At 71.8% G+C, this 15,868-nt stretch carries 17 protein-coding genes; 8 read left to right on the top strand and 9 right to left on the bottom strand.

Annotated features, from left to right (window positions below; genetic code table 11):
* The first annotated feature begins 91 nt into the window (after positions 1-91).
* The 5 genes from ACVKXF_RS07095 to nagA are packed head-to-tail and all read left to right on the top strand — an operon-like array spanning position 92 to position 4,176.
* The gene (locus ACVKXF_RS07095) at positions 92-1,429 is read left to right on the top strand and encodes an MFS transporter (protein ID WP_456795299.1); all 1,338 of its coding nucleotides are present in this window, start codon (positions 92-94) and stop codon (positions 1,427-1,429) included.
* A gap of 44 nt (positions 1,430-1,473) precedes the next feature.
* The gene (locus tag ACVKXF_RS07090; protein ID WP_456795298.1) at positions 1,474-1,686 is read left to right on the top strand and encodes a hypothetical protein; all 213 of its coding nucleotides are present in this window, start codon (positions 1,474-1,476) and stop codon (positions 1,684-1,686) included.
* 50 nt (positions 1,687-1,736) lie between these two features.
* On the top strand, positions 1,737-2,597 hold the full coding sequence (gene purU / locus ACVKXF_RS07085) for a formyltetrahydrofolate deformylase (RefSeq protein WP_340196793.1): 861 nt from the start codon (positions 1,737-1,739) through the stop codon (positions 2,595-2,597).
* 8 nt (positions 2,598-2,605) lie between these two features.
* Positions 2,606-3,013 carry a YrdB family protein gene (locus ACVKXF_RS07080; protein WP_456795297.1) on the top strand — a complete coding sequence of 136 codons (408 nt, stop codon included), beginning with the start codon at positions 2,606-2,608 and terminating at the stop codon, positions 3,011-3,013.
* Positions 3,010-4,176: an N-acetylglucosamine-6-phosphate deacetylase gene (gene nagA / locus ACVKXF_RS07075; RefSeq protein ID WP_456795296.1), complete on the top strand. Its 1,167-nt coding sequence runs from the start codon at positions 3,010-3,012 to the stop codon at positions 4,174-4,176. The genes ACVKXF_RS07080 and nagA overlap by 4 nt, the downstream gene beginning before the upstream one ends.
* A 5-nt stretch (positions 4,177-4,181) precedes the next feature.
* On the opposite strand, the gene ACVKXF_RS07070 is transcribed toward nagA, so the two are convergent.
* The 3 genes from ACVKXF_RS07070 to ACVKXF_RS07060 all read right to left on the bottom strand — a co-directional run bounded on the left by ACVKXF_RS07070 (position 4,182) and on the right by ACVKXF_RS07060 (position 8,027).
* The gene (locus tag ACVKXF_RS07070) at positions 4,182-4,484 is read right to left on the bottom strand and encodes a hypothetical protein (RefSeq protein WP_340196790.1); all 303 of its coding nucleotides are present in this window, start codon (positions 4,482-4,484) and stop codon (positions 4,182-4,184) included.
* A gap of 141 nt (positions 4,485-4,625) precedes the next feature.
* Complete coding sequence (locus ACVKXF_RS07065) at positions 4,626-7,082, bottom strand: GH92 family glycosyl hydrolase (RefSeq protein ID WP_456795295.1); 2,457 nt, start codon at positions 7,080-7,082, stop codon at positions 4,626-4,628.
* Positions 7,083-7,124: 42 nt separating this feature from the next.
* Positions 7,125-8,027: an SDR family NAD(P)-dependent oxidoreductase gene (locus ACVKXF_RS07060; RefSeq protein ID WP_456795294.1), complete on the bottom strand. Its 903-nt coding sequence runs from the start codon at positions 8,025-8,027 to the stop codon at positions 7,125-7,127.
* A 77-nt stretch (positions 8,028-8,104) separates the two neighbouring features.
* Here ACVKXF_RS07060 and ACVKXF_RS07055 point away from each other — a divergent pair, with 77 nt between their 5' ends.
* Complete coding sequence (locus tag ACVKXF_RS07055) at positions 8,105-8,680, top strand: TetR/AcrR family transcriptional regulator (protein ID WP_456795293.1); 576 nt, start codon at positions 8,105-8,107, stop codon at positions 8,678-8,680.
* Here ACVKXF_RS07055 and ACVKXF_RS07050 read toward each other — a convergent pair.
* On the bottom strand, positions 8,622-8,909 hold the full coding sequence (locus tag ACVKXF_RS07050) for a hypothetical protein (RefSeq protein ID WP_123311905.1): 288 nt from the start codon (positions 8,907-8,909) through the stop codon (positions 8,622-8,624). The genes ACVKXF_RS07055 and ACVKXF_RS07050 overlap by 59 nt on opposite strands.
* Before the next feature lie 45 nt (positions 8,910-8,954).
* Here ACVKXF_RS07050 and ACVKXF_RS07045 point away from each other — a divergent pair, with 45 nt between their 5' ends.
* Positions 8,955-10,142 carry a MalY/PatB family protein gene (locus ACVKXF_RS07045; protein WP_456795292.1) on the top strand — a complete coding sequence of 396 codons (1,188 nt, stop codon included), beginning with the start codon at positions 8,955-8,957 and terminating at the stop codon, positions 10,140-10,142.
* Positions 10,143-10,151: 9 nt separating this feature from the next.
* Here ACVKXF_RS07045 and nagB read toward each other — a convergent pair whose 3' ends face one another.
* Positions 10,152-10,937 carry a glucosamine-6-phosphate deaminase gene (gene nagB, locus ACVKXF_RS07040; RefSeq protein WP_123311901.1) on the bottom strand — a complete coding sequence of 262 codons (786 nt, stop codon included), beginning with the start codon at positions 10,935-10,937 and terminating at the stop codon, positions 10,152-10,154.
* A 59-nt stretch (positions 10,938-10,996) separates the two neighbouring features.
* Between nagB and ACVKXF_RS07035 the strand changes: the two genes are divergently transcribed.
* The gene (locus ACVKXF_RS07035; protein ID WP_123311899.1) at positions 10,997-11,476 is read left to right on the top strand and encodes an NUDIX hydrolase; all 480 of its coding nucleotides are present in this window, start codon (positions 10,997-10,999) and stop codon (positions 11,474-11,476) included.
* A 164-nt stretch (positions 11,477-11,640) separates the two neighbouring features.
* On the opposite strand, the gene ACVKXF_RS07030 is transcribed toward ACVKXF_RS07035, so the two are convergent.
* From ACVKXF_RS07030 to ACVKXF_RS07015, 4 genes are read right to left on the bottom strand one after another with little or no spacing between them, the layout of a single operon-like run.
* Positions 11,641-12,711 (bottom strand): ABC transporter ATP-binding protein, encoded by a 1,071-nt coding sequence (locus ACVKXF_RS07030; RefSeq protein WP_456795291.1) that lies wholly within the window; start codon positions 12,709-12,711, stop codon positions 11,641-11,643.
* On the bottom strand, positions 12,708-13,598 hold the full coding sequence (locus ACVKXF_RS07025) for an ABC transporter permease (protein ID WP_456795290.1): 891 nt from the start codon (positions 13,596-13,598) through the stop codon (positions 12,708-12,710). The genes ACVKXF_RS07030 and ACVKXF_RS07025 overlap by 4 nt, the downstream gene beginning before the upstream one ends.
* On the bottom strand, positions 13,595-14,575 hold the full coding sequence (locus ACVKXF_RS07020) for an ABC transporter permease (RefSeq protein ID WP_456795289.1): 981 nt from the start codon (positions 14,573-14,575) through the stop codon (positions 13,595-13,597). Before ACVKXF_RS07020 ends, ACVKXF_RS07025 begins: the two co-directional genes overlap by 4 nt.
* 5 nt (positions 14,576-14,580) lie before the next feature.
* Positions 14,581-15,723 (bottom strand): ABC transporter substrate-binding protein, encoded by a 1,143-nt coding sequence (locus ACVKXF_RS07015; RefSeq protein ID WP_456795288.1) that lies wholly within the window; start codon positions 15,721-15,723, stop codon positions 14,581-14,583.
* Positions 15,724-15,868: the final 145 nt, after the last annotated feature.

The following is a 15,868-nucleotide window of genomic DNA, read 5'->3' as shown; positions in this document are numbered from 1 at the left end:
AAGCACTCCCACGTCCACCTCGACCACTCCCACCCCCGTCGTCGCCCCGGGCAGTACCGCCAGCGGCTTCGGCCCGAAGCTCCTCATCCCGGTGCTCGTCGGGCCGCTGCTCAACCCGATCAACACCACGATGGTGTCCGTCGCCCTGACGCCGATCTCCCGCGACCTCGGGATCGGAGCAGCACAGGCGATCTGGCTCGTCGCCGCCCTGTACCTGGCGAGTGCGATCGCCCAGCCGACGATGGGCAAGCTCGCCGACCGCTTCGGCCCGAAGAAGGTGTTCCTGACCGGGCTCGTGATCGTCGGCGTCGCCGGGGTCGTACCCGAGTTCCTGACCGGCTTCGGCGGCGCGGTGTTCGCCCGCGTGCTCATCGGCATCGGGACCTCGTCCGCGTACCCGGCGGCACTCACCACCCTGCGGCAGTACTCGGCGCGGATCGGGAAGCCGACGCCCCCACTCGTGCTCGGAGCGCTGTCGATCACCTCGCTCGTGTCCGCGGCGGCCGGGCCGCCCCTCGGCGGCGCGTTGATCGCGGCGTTCGGCTGGCACGCGATCTTCCTGGTGAACGTGCCCCTCGCGGCGTTCGGCATCGTCGTCGCGTCGATGTGGCTGCCGTCCGACCGCCTCCGTCCGCGTGACGACGAGGCCCTGCCCGTCCTCCAGGCACTCGACCCGTTCGGCATGCTGCTCATGACGGGCACCGTCTCCGCGCTGCTCGTGTTCCTGCTCGACCTGTCCGCCGGGCTGTGGTGGCTGCTCGCGGTCGCGATCGTGCTGCTCGTCGCCCTGGTGCTCTGGGAGCTGCGGGCGGTCCGGCCGTTCGTCGACGTCCGGATGCTCGCACGGAACGGCGCGCTGTCCCGCACCTACGTGCGGCTGTTCCTGACCTACCTGCTCGCCTACACGATGACCTACGGGTTCTCGCAGTGGGTGCAGGACGTCGCCGGGTACTCGAGCGACGTCGCCGGGTACATCCAGCTGCCCGCCGCGATCGTGGCCGGGAGCGCGTCGTTCGTCGTCGCGCGGAAGACCGCCGTGCGCGGGCCGCTGATCGTCGCGGCCGTCGTGCCGATCGTCGGCGGGGCGCTCCTGCTCTTCCTGCACACCGGGTCGCCGGTCGTGCTGCTCGCCCTGGCGCCGGCACTGTTCGGCGTCCCGCAGGCCCTGGCGTCGGTGTCGAACCAGGCGGCGCTGTACCGGCTCGTGCCCGCGGCGTCCATCGGCACCGCGGCCGGGCTGTCCCGCACGGCGGTGTACATCGGGGCGATCGCGGCGTCGTCGCTCATCGGTGGCGTGTTCGGTCAGGCGCCGACGACGCCCGACCTGCACCTGCTGGCCTGGGTGATCCTCGGCGTCGCGGTGCTCCTCACGGTCCTGACCCTGGCCGACCGCCGCCTCCGCACGGCCGCCGCCACGCCCGCTTCGTGAGCGGATCCGGTCCGACGCACCCGCGCGTCGGTAGCGTCGGGGTCATGACGCACGGCGGCGGGTTCAGCAGCGACACCAGACCAGGCGCGATCTGGAACGTGGTGATCTGCGGCCTCATCTGCATCGCGGCACCGGTCTTCACGATCGTCAACGCCAACCGAGGCACCTTCTCCGTCACCATGGGCATCGTCGTGACGGTGCTCGCGATCGGCATGGAGGTCTACTTCGTCCGACGCCTCCGCGCCCGCCGCCGCTGACGTCCGGCAGCCCGCACCGGCTGCATCGCCGCGCCCGGTACCCTGATCCGGTGACCGACCCGACCCCCACGCACTGGACCCTGACGCTCGTCTGCGACGACCAGCCCGGGATCGTGCACGCCGTCTCCGGAGCGGTCGTCGCCGCGGACGGCAACATCACCGAGTCGCAGCAGTTCTCGAGCGCCGACACGAACACGTTCTTCATGCGCCTGCAGGTCATGGCCCCCGTCGACCGCGCGACCTTCGAGGCTGCCCTCGCCCCCGTCGCCGCCCGCTACGACGCCCGCGTCCAGCTCGACGTCGTCGGTCGCCCCCTGCGCACCCTCGTGCTGGTGTCGAAGGCCGGCCACTGCCTCAACGACCTGCTCTACCGCCAGCGCGGCGGGCAGCTGCCGATCGAGGTCCCCCTCGTCCTGTCCAACCACCCGGACCTGTCCGAGCTCGCGTCGTTCTACTCGGTGCCGTTCGAGCACCGGCCCGTCACCGACGCGGACAGCAAGGCGGCCATGGAGCGCCGTGTGCTGGAAGCGGTCGAGGAGCACGACATCGAACTCGTCGTCCTCGCCCGCTACATGCAGATCCTGTCGCCGGAGCTCTGCGCCGCGCTCCAGGGCCGAGCGGTCAACATCCACCACTCGTTCCTGCCCGGCTTCAAGGGCGCGAACCCCTACCGCCAGGCCCACGCACGCGGTGTGAAGCTCATCGGCGCGACGGCCCACTTCGTCACGAGCGACCTGGACGAGGGCCCGATCATCGAGCAGAACGTCGTCCGTGTCGACCACACGAAGGACCCCGCCGAGCTGGTCTCCATCGGCCAGGACGAGGAGTCCCGCACCCTCACCCAGGCAGTGCGCTGGATCGCCGAGGACCGTGTCCTGCTCGACGGCGCCCGCACCATCATCTTCAAGTAGGCAGCACCATGACGAACGCCCCGCAGTCCCCCGTCGACTGGGAAGCGGTCCCCGTGCCCGCCCCCGCCGGCAAGCAGCGACGACCGTTCGACGCCTGGCGCGTGCTCCGCATCCTGGTCTGCACGTTCGGCCTGCTCTCCCTGGCCTTCTGGGGGTACTGGTCGTGGCAGCTCCCCCTGCCCGGCTACCTGTTCATGGTCGGTGCCCCGCTGTTCGCGGCGGTCGTCTGGTACTTCTTCCGCTCGCCGGCCTCGCCGATCGAGACCGACATCGTCGGCAAGACGATCGTCGAGGTCGCCCTGGTCATCGCCGCAGGCGCGACCTGGATCTCCATCGGCCTGCCGATCGTGGGCATCGTCTTCATCGTGATCGCCGCCCTGAGCGGCGTGATCGCGTTCCGCAGGGAGACCGCATGACCGCCACGGGACTCCAGACCGGCCGGGAGGCCCAGCGCACCCTGGTGCGCGCATCCCACGTCGTCGACGTGGCCGGCTCCACGGCGAACGGCTGGGTCCTGCTCACCGGTGACGTGGTGCACGCGGTCGGCTCCGGCCCCGAAGCCCCCACGGCGGACCAGGTCGTCGACCTCGGCGATGCGGTCCTGACGCCCGGGTTCATCGACCTGCACGGGCACGGCGGGGCGACCGAGTCGTACGAGGACGACTCCTTCGCCGGGTCGCTGGCCGTGCACCGTGCGCACGGCACGACCCGCTCGGTCCTGTCGCTCGTCGCCAACCCGGTCCCCGCGCTCGCGGACTCACTCGCGCGGATCCGTTCCGTGATGGCCGCGGACCCGCTCGTGCTCGGTGCGCACCTGGAGGGGCCGTTCCTGTCCCCGCACAACAAGGGCGCCCACAACGAGTCGTTCCTCATCGACCCCTCGCCGGCAGCGGTCGAGGCACTGCTCGAAGCCGGCGAGGGCGTCATCCGCCAGGTCACCATCGCTCCGGAACTCCCCGGCGCGCTCGACGCCGTCCGGCGGTTCGTCGCCGCCGGGGTCACCGTCGCCGTCGGGCACACCGTCGGCACGTACGACCAGGCCCGTGCCGCGTTCGACGCCGGTGCGACGCTGCTGACCCATGCCTTCAACGCGATGCCGGGGCTGCACCACCGTGCACCGGGGCCGATCGGTGCCGCCGTGGCCGACGACCGCGTGACGCTCGAGCTCATCCTCGACGCCGTGCACGTGCACCCGGTCGTCGCGGACACCCTGCTCCGTGCAGCCCCGGGCCGGGTGGCGCTCATCACCGATGCGATGGGTGCTGCTGGCGCGGCGGACGGGTCCTACCGGCTCGGGTCGCTCGACGTCACCGTGACGGACGGCGTCGCGCACGTCGCCGGGACGGACACCATCGCGGGGTCGACCCTGACGCAGGACGTGGCGTTGCAGAACGCGGTCTCGCTCGCCGGACGGACGCTGCCCGAGGCCGTCGCGGCCCTGACGAGCGTGCCGGCTGCGGCGATGGGGCTCGGCGACCGGCTGGGGCGACTGGCACCGGGCTATGCGGCCGACCTCGTGGCGCTGTCACCGACGCTCGAGGTGCAGCGCGTGTGGGGCGGCGGGCGCGAGCTGCGCTGACCCGGTCACCGCCGGGCGAGTGCTCCTGCGACGAGCCGGAGCAGCAGGGCGACCGCGCCGACCACGGCGACGGCGACCCCGATGACGACGACGATCACGAGTCGGGCGAGGGCGTGCGCCTCGGTCTCGTCCTCGCGGACGCCGAGGTACGACGCACCCACGAACACGAACGTCGCAGCGACGAGCAACAGCACGCCGATCCAGGTCGTGGCGCGGAGCGCGGCCGGTGCTGGTACCCGGTTCCGCTCGTCCGGCGACGCTGGTCGGGCCTTGGCGCCCTCGGTCTCCCATTCGGCGAGTTCGGTCATCGTGGTCCCTCTCTGTCGGGTCGATCGTAGGGCCTGCACGTCAGGACCAGAGCCCTCCGACCAGCGTGCTGGCCGTTCCGTCGACGCTCTCTGAGCGATCACCGAGCGCCGTACTCTCCGAAGGACGAGCCTCACCCCGGGTCAGCGGTCGATCGGGCGTTCCCGAGCACCGGTCGCCCACGACGTGTCCGCGGTGTCCCCGACCCGGAGCGACAGCGCGCCACCCCGGGTGACGAAGGACGCCGGCACCCACGACTTCTCGAGGGTCCGCCCGTCCAACCGCGCACCGTGCACGTACGGCGCCGTGCCGGAGGACCGGACGACGATCCGCTCCCCGCTCGACCGCCGGATGTCGACCGTGCTGAACGTGGGGCTGCCGATGAGCATCTCCGCCCGCCCCGGCGTCTGCGGGAACAACCCGATCGACGCGAAGACGTACCAGGCGCTCATCGTGCCCAGGTCGTCGTTGCCCGGCAGCCCGCTCGGCCCCGTCGAGTACGCGTCGTCGACGACCCGACGCACGGTCTCCTGCGTCTTCCACGGCCTCCCGAGCGCGTTGTACATCCACGGCGTGTGGATGTCGGGCTCGTTCGTCGGGTCGAACTTCGTGGCGTCGCCGCCGGTCACCGCGAACGCACCAGTGCTGTCGTGGAAGAACGCGTCGAGTCGCGCGACCGCCGCGTCGTCGCCGCCCAACGCCGTCGACAGCCCCTGCACGTCCTGCGGCACGAGCCAGGTGTACTGCGCACTCGTGCCCTGCGCGAACCCGGTGCCGGTCGAGGGCGACCAGTCGGGCGTCCACGATCCATCCGCCTGGCGAGCGGCCTGGTAGCCGACGGCCGCGTTGAAGGTGTTCTTCCAGTAGGCCCCGCGCTCCGCGAACATCCGGGCGTCCGAGCGCAGCCCGAGGGAACCCGCCCAGTACCCGAGCGCACTGTCGGAGATCGAGTCCTCGAGCGTCTCGGCAGCGCCGCCCCAGCACGAGCAGTCGTCGTTGGCGGCGTACTGGCGCTGCAGGTACTCGTCGAGCGCGGGGCGTTGCGCCAGGCACTGGCCCGGGCACCCGATGTCGCTCTCGGCGTCGGCGTTCTCGACGGTCGCCTGGTGCTTCAGCGACGCGTAGGCGGCTCGCACGTCGAAGTTCCGGACCCCCATCGCGTACCAGGTGGCGAGCGTCGCGGCCGAGGGGTCACCCGTCATCACGTGCGTCGGCGCCCCGAGGTGGAGCCAGCGGTCCCACACCCCGCCGTTCTGCTGGGCGAACCGCAGCATCGACTGCGCCATGTCCCCGGCGACGTCCGGCCGCAGCAGTGCGAGCAGTTGGATCTGCGCCCGGTACTGGTCCCACCCGGAGTACGTGCCGTAGACGGCGCGGTGCCCGCGATCCATCCGGTGTACCCGCTGGTCCGGCCCCAGGTAGCGGCCGTCGCGGTCGTTCAGCGTGTTCGGCTGCATGAGGGCGTGGTAGACGGACGTGTACAGCTGGGTGGTCCGGTCCGCGGTGCCGCCTGCGACGCGCAGGCGCGACAGTTCACGGTTCCAGGAGGCCCGTGTGCCGGCCGCCACGCTGGCGACGGTCGAGCGCGGGGTCACCTCCCCGTCGCGGTTGGCGACAGCGCCTGCCGCGCTCACGTACGAGATGCCGATCTTCGCGTGCACCGTCGCACCGCGACGCGCGTCGAACCCGACCCACGCGCCGGAGCCGCGTCCGGCACGGTCGGCGCCGGTCAGGTAGCCCTCCCCACCGGAGGAGGACGTGCCTCCCGGTCGGACCGTGCCGTCCTGCCAGGTGCCGGTGCTCGTGAACGCCTTGTCGAAGGTGGCCGTGAAGAACAGCCGGTAGTAGCTGCGGCGGTCGGGGTTGGTGGCGCCGCCGCCGTTCGCCCGGCGGCTGCAGAAGCCGCCGGTCAGGACGCTGCCGCTCACCGTGCGGGTGCGGGGGTCGACGCGGGTGGTCGCGGCCTCGCTGCCGTTGATCGAGTTCGAGGTGCGGAAGAGCAGGTTCGCTGCCTTCCCGGCGGGGAACGCGAACTCGCCGATGCCGGCCCGGGTGGTGACGGCGAGGTCGGTGCGGACGCCGTTGTCGAGCGCGACCCCGTAGCGACCCGGGCTCGCGGACTCGTCGTCGTGCGAGTAGCCGGCGGCGTAGACCGCGTCGGTGCTGTCGGCCGACGGCGACGTCGTGACCGGGGTCGTGACGGGCATGATCGGCACGTCACCCGCGGCACCAGGTGCGCAGCCGGCGCCGTTGAGGTGCGTCAGGCTGAAGCCGCGCAGCCGGTTCACGTCGTACGAGTAGCCGTTCGCGACCGGGGTCGAGGTCTGGTCGCCTGCGGTGCCGGTGGGGCTCCACTGGAGCATGCCGAACGGGGCGGTGGCACCGGGCCAGGTGTTGCCGTCGCCGCTGGTGCCGATGAACGGGTCGACGTACCGAGCCGGGTCGTAGACAGTCCTCCCCGCATGCGTCGCCTGCCCTGACGGCGAGGCGACGGCCGGCGCGGCGACGACCCCCGTCCCGAGCAGCGCGGCGATCGTGGCCACCGCGGCGAGCGGGAGCGGGCGGACGAGCGGGCGACGGTGCACGCGAGAACGGTTCACGTCGGCGACGCTAGCCCCCTCGGACGGGGGACGCGCGATCCGTCACCGAGCACTCTCCTGCTGTTCACGTCGCTCCTCGACGAACGCCCGGACGCGCGCGCGGAACGCCGGGTCCGCCGCCGGGCCCTTCACGGGCACGACGTGCAGTCGCCGGTCACCTCGACGGAGTGCCGGTCCGACGAACACCCCCTCGGCGACGTCCGGCGCGGTGGCCGACCAGAGCGTCGAGCGAGCGCCGTCCGCAGCGGTCCGGGCCATGCTGCGGGCGACCATGCCGCCGAGGCGCTGCGCCAGGGTCTCCGCCTGGTCGTTCATCCCCGTCGCCGCGATGCCGGGGTGTGCGATGACCGAGCGGACGTCCGAGCCGGCCGCGCGGAGCCGCTCACCGAGGTCGACCGCGAGCGCCGTCGCCGCCGTCTTCGAGTCGGTGTACACGGCGAACTGCGAGTAGTCGCCCGGATCGTCGACCCCGCCGGGACCGGGTACGCGGCGGGTTCGCTGCGACAGGTTCGAGCCGACGAGCACGACGCGGGGCGACGGCCCGCCGAGCAGCGGGAGCATCGCCTCGGCGAGCACGGCCGGTCCGACGACGTTCGTCGCCCAGGTGCGCTCGATTCCTTCGTCCGTGCGACCGAAGGTGCCGAGTGTCGCACCGGCGTTGTTGACGAGGGCATCCACGACGATGCCGTCCGCAGCGAGCTGCCGGGCGAACGCCGTGACGGACGCGACGGAGGAGGTGTCGACGAGCCGCGCCTCCAGGTCGAGACCCGCGGGGAGGACGCGAGCCGCCTTGTCGAGGTCGCGCACCCCGGCGACGACGCGGGCGCCGGCCGAGGCGAGGGTCGTGGCGACGACGAGGCCGAGCCCACCGGTCGCGCCGGTGACCACCACGGTCCTGCCGTGCTGGTCGGGCATCGCTGCCGGTTCCCACTCGAAGGTGTCCATCGTCGTCTCCTGCTCGTTCGCCGTACTGAATCGGATGATTCATCCGGAACGCTAGCACAACCGGATAGAGTGTCCACATGACGATCGCGATGGCTCGACCCGAGGCGCTGCGCTCCGATGCCCAGCGCAACCGGACGGCGCTGCTCGACGTCGCCCGCACCTTCGTCGACCGGGGAGAACCGGCCCTGCTCAACGCCGTCGCGCACGAGGCCGGAGTGGGGGTCGGGACCGCCTACCGGCACTTCCCGAGCCAGCAGCACCTGCTCGAAGCGCTCGCGATCGACGCGCTCGAGGACATGCTCGACCAGGTCCGCGACGCCGTCGTCCTGCCGGACGCGGCCGATGCGCTCCGCGGGGTCGTCACCACTGCGTTCCGGAGCATGGTGGACGACGCAGCGCTCGGCGACCTGCTGACGAACGGCGGGTTCTCCTGCGCGGACACCGCTGCCCTCGCCGGAGACCTGGTCGTGTCCGTCGACGCGCTGCTCGCGCGGGGACGCACCGAGGGGATCGTCCGGACCGACATCGACGCCGACGACCTCCGCCGACTGCTGTGCGGGCTGCGCGAGGCCGCCGTCGCCGGCGGTACCCGGGTCAGCGATCCGGAGCGCTACGTCGAGATCCTGCTCGCCGGGCTCCGTCCGACGAGCTGACCGACGCCCTGATCGCGGCGAGGCCGACCAGCGCCCCGAACCCGCAGACGGCGACCGCCGCCACCGCGACCGCGATGTAGGCCGCTTCGGTCGAGGACCCCCGGTAGGGCATGTCGTCGAGCCACCCCAGTCCGGCGATCACGATGACCAGGCCGATCGCGACACTGCCGACGACCACCAGCACCGCGTCACGGACGGCCCGGAGCACGGTGCGCGAGCGGTGTTCCACGGGTTCATCCTGCCGTGCGACGGCGGGCACTGTCAGGATGGGCGCATGAGCGTCATGGTCTCCGTGTTCGATGCGCACCGCAGCCGTACGAGCGAGAAGTACACCGCGTACCCGCCGGACGTCCTGCCGATGTTCGTCGCCGAGATGGACTCGATGCTCGCGGAACCCGTGCGTGAGGCCCTCGTCGCCGCGGTCACCAACGGCGACACCGGGTACGTCGGCCACGGTCGGGCGCTGCCCGAGGCGTTCGCGGACTTCGCCGAGAGCCGATGGGCCTGGCGGGTCGACCCCGACCTCGTCCGCACCACCACCGACGTGTCGGTCGCCGCGGTGGAGATGCTGCGCCGGATCATCGAGCCCGGCGACCAGGTCGTCATCATGCCGCCCGTGTACCCGCCGTTCTGGGAGTACGTGTCCGAGGCCGGCGGCACCGTGACCGAGGTCCCGCTGCTCGCACCCGACGGCCCCGCCGACCCGTTCGACACCACGGCCGGCTGGCGGATGGACCTGGACGGCCTCGCGCAGGCGTTCGCCGACGGGGCCCGCACGGTGCTGCTCTGCAACCCGCACAACCCCCTCGGGCTGGTGCACGACCGCGCGTCGCTCGTCGCACTCGCGAAGCTCGCCGCCGAGTGGGACGCCGTCGTCGTCTCGGACGAGATCCACGCGCCGCTCGTGCACGCCGACGCGGTCTTCACGCCGTTCCTGGAGTCCTGTCCCGAGGCAGCCGCGCTCGGCGTCTCGTTGACGAGTGCGAGCAAGGCCTGGAACCTCGCGGGGACGAAGTGCGCGCTCATCGTCGGCGCCTCGGAGCGGGCCCGTGCCTGGTTCGACGCCCTGCCGACCGAGGTCGTCGAGCGCACCGGCATCCTCGGCTACACCGCGAGCGTCGCCGCGTTCAGCGAGGGAGAGCCGTGGCTCGCGTCACTGCTCACCGAGCTCGCCGCCAACCGTCGCACCCTGGCCGAGCGGATCGGTGACGTCCTGCCCGGTGCCGAGTACCGGCAGCCGCAGGCGTCCTACCTGGCGTGGCTGGACCTGCGCGCCCTGCCGTGGGGCGACGACCCCGCAGCACTGCTGGTCGACGAGGCGAAGGTCGCGCTGGCCTCGGGCCCGGCGTTCGGACGCCAGGGTCAGGGGTTCGCGCGGCTGAACTTCGGGTGCTCGGCCGAGACCCTGGACGACGGTCTCAGCCGCCTGCACACCGCGTTCCGGCAGCGCGCAGACGGCTGATCGTCGGTTCTACTCGAACACCTGCCACGCCGGCTTGTTCGCGTACGTGTAGCGGTAGTAGTCGGCGAGCTGCAGGCCGGCCGCGGCTTCCTCGTCGACGACGACCGTCGCGTGCTCGTGCAGCTGCAGGGCCGAACCGGGGACGAACGAGCTGAGCGGCCCCTCGACCGCGGCGGCGATGGCGTCGGCCTTGGCGGAGCCCTGCGCGACGAGGACGAGCTGCTGGGCCTCGAGGATGGTGCCGAGTCCCTGCGTCATGCAGTGCGTCGGGACCTGCTCGGGCGAGTCGAAGAACCGCGCGTTGGCGTCACGGGTGGAGGGTGCCAGGGTCTTGATCCGGGTGCGCGAGGCGAAGGACGACGTCGGCTCGTTGAACCCGATGTGCCCGTTCGCGCCGATGCCGAGGATCTGCACGTCGATCCCGCCGGCAGCTCGGATCGCTGCGTCGTACTCCTTCGCCGCGAACTCCAGGTCGTCGGCACGACCGTCGGGCACCCGCACCCGCGAGGGGTCGAACCCGAGCGGTGCCACGACGTCGCGCGCGATGACACTGGCGTACGACTCCGGGTGCTCGAGCGGGATGCCGACGTACTCGTCGAGGGCGAACCCGCGAGCCTCGGCGAACGAGATCTCGCCGGCACCGACCCGACGCTGCAGGTCGGTGTAGATGCCCTGCGGGCTGGATCCGGTGGCGAGACCGATGACGGCGGACGGCTTCTTGGCGACGACGGACGCGATCTTGGCCGCGGCGACGCGACCGACCTCAGCCGGCGTGGGCAGGATGATGATCTCCACGGTCCCATGCTACTGGTCATGACCAGTCTCCGACAGGGCGGGATCGGTAGCGTGGGCGCATGCCCACCCCCGACTTCGTCCTGTCCCTCCGCTCGAGGATCGGCACCGATCCGCTGTGGCTGACGGGCGTCACCGCCGTGGTCACGCGTGGTTCCGGTGACGACCAGGAACTGCTCGTGGTCCGTCGTGCCGACAACGGCGCCTTCACCCCGGTGACCGGCATCGTCGACCCGGGTGAGGAACCGGCCGTCGCCGCCGAGCGCGAGGTCCTCGAGGAGGCCGACGTCGTCGCCGTCGCCGAACGGCTGGCGTGGGTGCAGGTGCTGCCGGAGATGACCTACCCGAACGGCGACCGGGCGCAGTACCTCGACCTCGTGTTCGTCTGCCGGTACGTCTCGGGCACCCCGAACCCTGCGGACGGCGAGAACACCGAGGCGTTCTGGGCACGGCTCGACGACCTGCCCGACATGCCCGCGAACATGCGGGCCCGCGTCGCGGCCGCCCTGTCCGACGAGCGCGAGGCGCGCTTCCAGCGCTGACCCCACCGGACGGGAGGCGCGGGGCGGCCCCGCCCCGCGCCTCCCGTCCGCCCGTGGTCGCGCCCACCCCGCGAAAGCGACAGTGTGCCGCCGACGTTCCGCGGGGAACTGTCGCCTTCGCGGAGGGGACGCGCCTGGCCCGGCGAGGACTGTCACTTTCGCGACTACGCGAGCGGGGCGACCGCCACGGGTGCGCCGAGCAGCCGAACGGCGACGGGCTCGCCCGCGGCGCGACGGTCGCCGACCTCGTGCTGCACGGTCACGACGGTGTCGTCGTCGAGGCGGACGGTGGTGCGGCGGATCGACCCGAGGAAGCTCGACGAGACGACGGTGCCGGTGATCCCCTCCGGGGCGAAGGCGACGTCCTCCGGTCGGACGTAGGCGCGCACCGGCCCGTCCGGGACCGAGGCATCGAGTGCCGGCACGCGGAACCCGTACACGAACACGTCGCCGCCGCGCAGGTCGCCCTGCAGCCGGTTCGACTGGCCGACGAAGTCCGCCGTGAACGCCGACGACGGGGAGCGGTAGAGCTCCTCGGGCGTGCCGACCTGCTCGATGTCACCGGCGTTCATCACGGCGATGCGGTCGGACACGGCGAGCGCTTCCTCTTGGTCGTGGGTGACGAACACGGTGGTGATGCCGAGGTCGCTCTGGATCCGGCGGATCTCGTCGCGCAGCGAGACCCGGACCTTCGCGTCGAGGGCGGACAGCGGCTCGTCGAGCAGGAGGACCCGGGGCCGCGTGACCAGGGCCCGTGCGAGGGCGACGCGCTGCTGCTGGCCGCCGGACAGCTGGTGCGGGTAGCGCTCGGCGAACGCACCCAGGTGCACCATGTTGAGCGCCTCGACCACGCGGCTCCTGCGCTCGGCGGCGGGGACGCGGCGCATCTCGAGGCCGAACGCCACGTTCTGCCGCACCGTCATGTGCGGGAACAGTGAGTACTGCTGGAACACCATGCCGATGTCGCGCTTGTTCACCGGCGTGGCGGCGACGTCGTGGCCGTCGATGCGGATGGCGCCGGAGTCGATGGCCTCGAGGCCTGCGAGTGCTCGGAGCGCCGTCGTCTTGCCGCACCCGGACGGTCCGAGCAGGGACACGAACTCCCCCGGTTCGACGCGGAGCGACAACCCGGCCAGGGCGCGGTGCGTGCCGTAGTGCTTCTCGACGGCCTCGAGCTCGACGACGGCGCCGGTGGTGGCGAGGGACGCCGGGGTTGCCGGTGCGGTGACGGTCATGCGGACTCCTTGACGGGGGTGCTGCGGACGGCGCGGACACGGCGGACACGACGGCCCGAACCGATGCGGCCGATCAGGACGAGCAGGACGAACCCGAACACGAGCGCGGCGACCGAGAAGATCGCGGCGACGTACGGGTCGGTCTGCTGCACGAGGACGAGCGCGGTCTGGAAGGTGGTGCGGGACAGGAACGCCGCGAGCGTGTACTCCCCGAGGACCACCGTGATGGTGAGGAAGCACGCGGCGGTGATGCCCCGGCGGAGGTTCGGCAGGAGCACCCGCCACGTGACCGTCCACCACGACGCCCCGAGCGACCGGGCGGCCTCGGACAGCACCGTCATGTCCGTCGCGGTGATGGCGGCGGCGATCGGGCGGAACGCGAACGGCAGCGTGATGATGCCGATCGCGAAGGCCAGCGTCCAGGCGTCGGACCCGAAGACCCGCGAGACCACCTGGTAGACGGGGATGAAGCCGACGACGAGCACCACGACGGGGACGGTGATCGGCACGATGCAGACGAACTCGAGGACGCGGCGGAGCCTCGGGTAGCGCAGCGCCGTGATGATCTGGGCGGGCAGCAGGACGAACAGCACGATACCCACGGTGATCACCGCGATGAGCAGCGACGCCCGGAGCCCGTCGAACACCGGCTGGTAGGTGAACGCGTTGACCGGGTCGGTGACGGCTGTCCAGTGCGCGAGCGTCAGGCCGCCGTCGGTCCCCTGCCGGAAGGTGAACTGCACCAGCGCGGCCAGCGGGACCGCGAAGACGATCCCGACGACCGTGAGCACGGCCGTGGCGGTGACCCGCGACGGGGCCGCACCGAAGCGGCCGACGCGAGCCGCGCCTCCCGGCCTCACCGGACGCACCGGGGCCGCCCCGCTCATCGCTGCCACCTGGCTGCCCGGCGCTGCAGCAGTGCGTACGCACCCATCACGACCGCCATCACCACGACCATCCCGAACGCGAGCACCCCGGCGACGTTCTGCAGGCCGATGAGCGTCTCGCTGGTGAGCTGCGTGCGGATCGTGAGCGGCACGATGCCGCCCTGCGAGATGAGCGCGGCGGCGGTCGCGAAGGACGAGAACCCGTTCGCGAAGAGCAGGAGCAACGAACCCCAGAACGCCGGCGCGAGCAGGGGCAGGGCGATCCGGCGCCAGTACGTGGCGCGCGAGGCGCCGAGGGTGGCGGCGGCTTCACCCCACTGGGTCTTGACGCCCTCCAGTGCGGGCATGAACGTGAGGACCATCAGCGGAACCTGGAAGTAGACGTAGGGGATCACGAGTCCGGGGACCGTGTACAGGAAGGCGCCGTCCGCGTTGAGGTCGACGTGGAAGGCGGCCACGAGCCACGTGGTGACGAGGCCCTGCGCGCCGATCGTGGCGATGAAGGCGAAGGCGAGCATGACGCCGCCGAACTGGGCGAGGACGCTCGCGGCCGAGTCGATCATCGACCGGACGAGCCCATCGGGCCGCAGTGCCGACAGCGCCCAGCAGACGAGCGCTCCGATGACGGCGCCGATCACCGCGGACACGGCCGACAGGCCGAACGAGCCGCCGAAGGCCCGCAGGACCGACGGATCGGCGAACGCGGCGAGGTTCGTGAGGGTGAACGCGCCGTCGTCGGTGAAGAACCCGCTGCCGACCGCGATCACCGCGGGGACGGCGAGGAAGAGCAGGACGTACGCGGCGAACGGGGTGAGGCCGAGCCAGGCCAGGCCGACGCGGCGCCGGACGCGGGGTCCGGCGCCGCGTCGGACGGCATCGGCGGACGCTCGTGCGGACGTCGGGAGCACGGGGTTCGTCGCGCTCGTCGCCGGTGCGCTCGCCGCTGGCGCGGGCGCGCCCGCCGATGCGGTGGTCATGCTGGTCAGGAACCCATCGTGGCGGACCACTTGGCCGACAGCACCTTCGCGGCGTCCGCCACCTGCGCGTCGGTCAGCTCGACGTAGTCCTTCGGCGCGCCACCGGCTGCGTCGAGGGCGTCCTGGTCGACCTTGCCGGACTGCTCCATGGCGGCGAGGGTCGCGGGGAACGCACCGGCCTGCAGGTACAGGTTCTGCGCCTCGGGGCTGGCGATGTACTCCTGCCACAGACGGGCTGCGGCGGGGTGCGGGGCGTCCTTGTTGATCGCCTGCGAGTAGTAGGAGCCGAGCGCCTGTCCCTCGGGCACGACGGTCTTCCAGTTCTGGTTGCCACTCGCACCCGCTGCGGGGCCCCACGCGAGGTTGTTGTACGACCACTGGATGACGACGGGCGTCTCACCCGAGGCGACCGTGGCCTGCGTCGGCAGCACGTTCTGGAAGTTCCCGGCCTTCTTGAGGTCACCGAAGTAGTCGACGCCCTTCGTGATGTCGTCGGCCGAGCCGCCGTTCTCGAGCGCAGCCAGGTACACCGCCGACGCGGCCTGGTTCGCCTGCGTCGGGTCGCCCGCGATCGAGACCTTGCCCTTGTACTCGGAGCCGAGCAGGTCGTTCAGGTCCTTCGGGGCATCGGAGATCTTCGACGAGTCGTACCCGATCGACATCAGGCCGGTGTAGTCGCGGGTCCAGGCACCGTCCTCGTCCTTCAGGTCGGTGGGGATGTCGCCCCAGTTCGCGACCTTGTAGTCGGTGAGCAGGCCGAGGTTCTCCTGCAGCACGGCGTTGCCGAGGTCGAGCACGTCGGGCGCGGTGGACTGGCCCTTCTGCGACTTCACCGCGGCGACCTCGTCAGCGCTCGAGCCGTTCGGGTTCGCGGAGTTGACCGTGATGTCGTACTTCTTCGTGAAGCCGTCGATGATCTTGCCGTAGTTGGCCCACGACGGCGGCAGCGCGATGACGTTGAGCTGCCCCTCGGCCTTCGCGGCCTTCACGAGGGCGTCCATGCCACCGGAGGCCTCGGCGCTCGTGGCGGTCTTCCAGTTCGTGTCGTCCTTCGTCGTGCTGGCCGAGCTCGTGGCCGAGCATCCGGCGAGGGTGACGATCGCTGCGGCGGCGAGGGCGATGCCGGCGATGGTGCGCTTGTGCTGCACGGGAGGTGCCTTTCGGGTGGGTGCTGCGGGTCCTTCGGGTGGAGCCGGGGTTGTCGGCCCGGGACGATCGTGGAGGCGGCCGGTTTCCGTCCCGTGCTGCCGCGGTGAACGGTGGCGGAACAGCGGGTACGCCTGTACGGTTCTG

Source organism: Curtobacterium sp. PvP017 (genome assembly GCF_054060195.1).
This window is presented reverse-complemented; position numbering and strand designations above follow the sequence as displayed.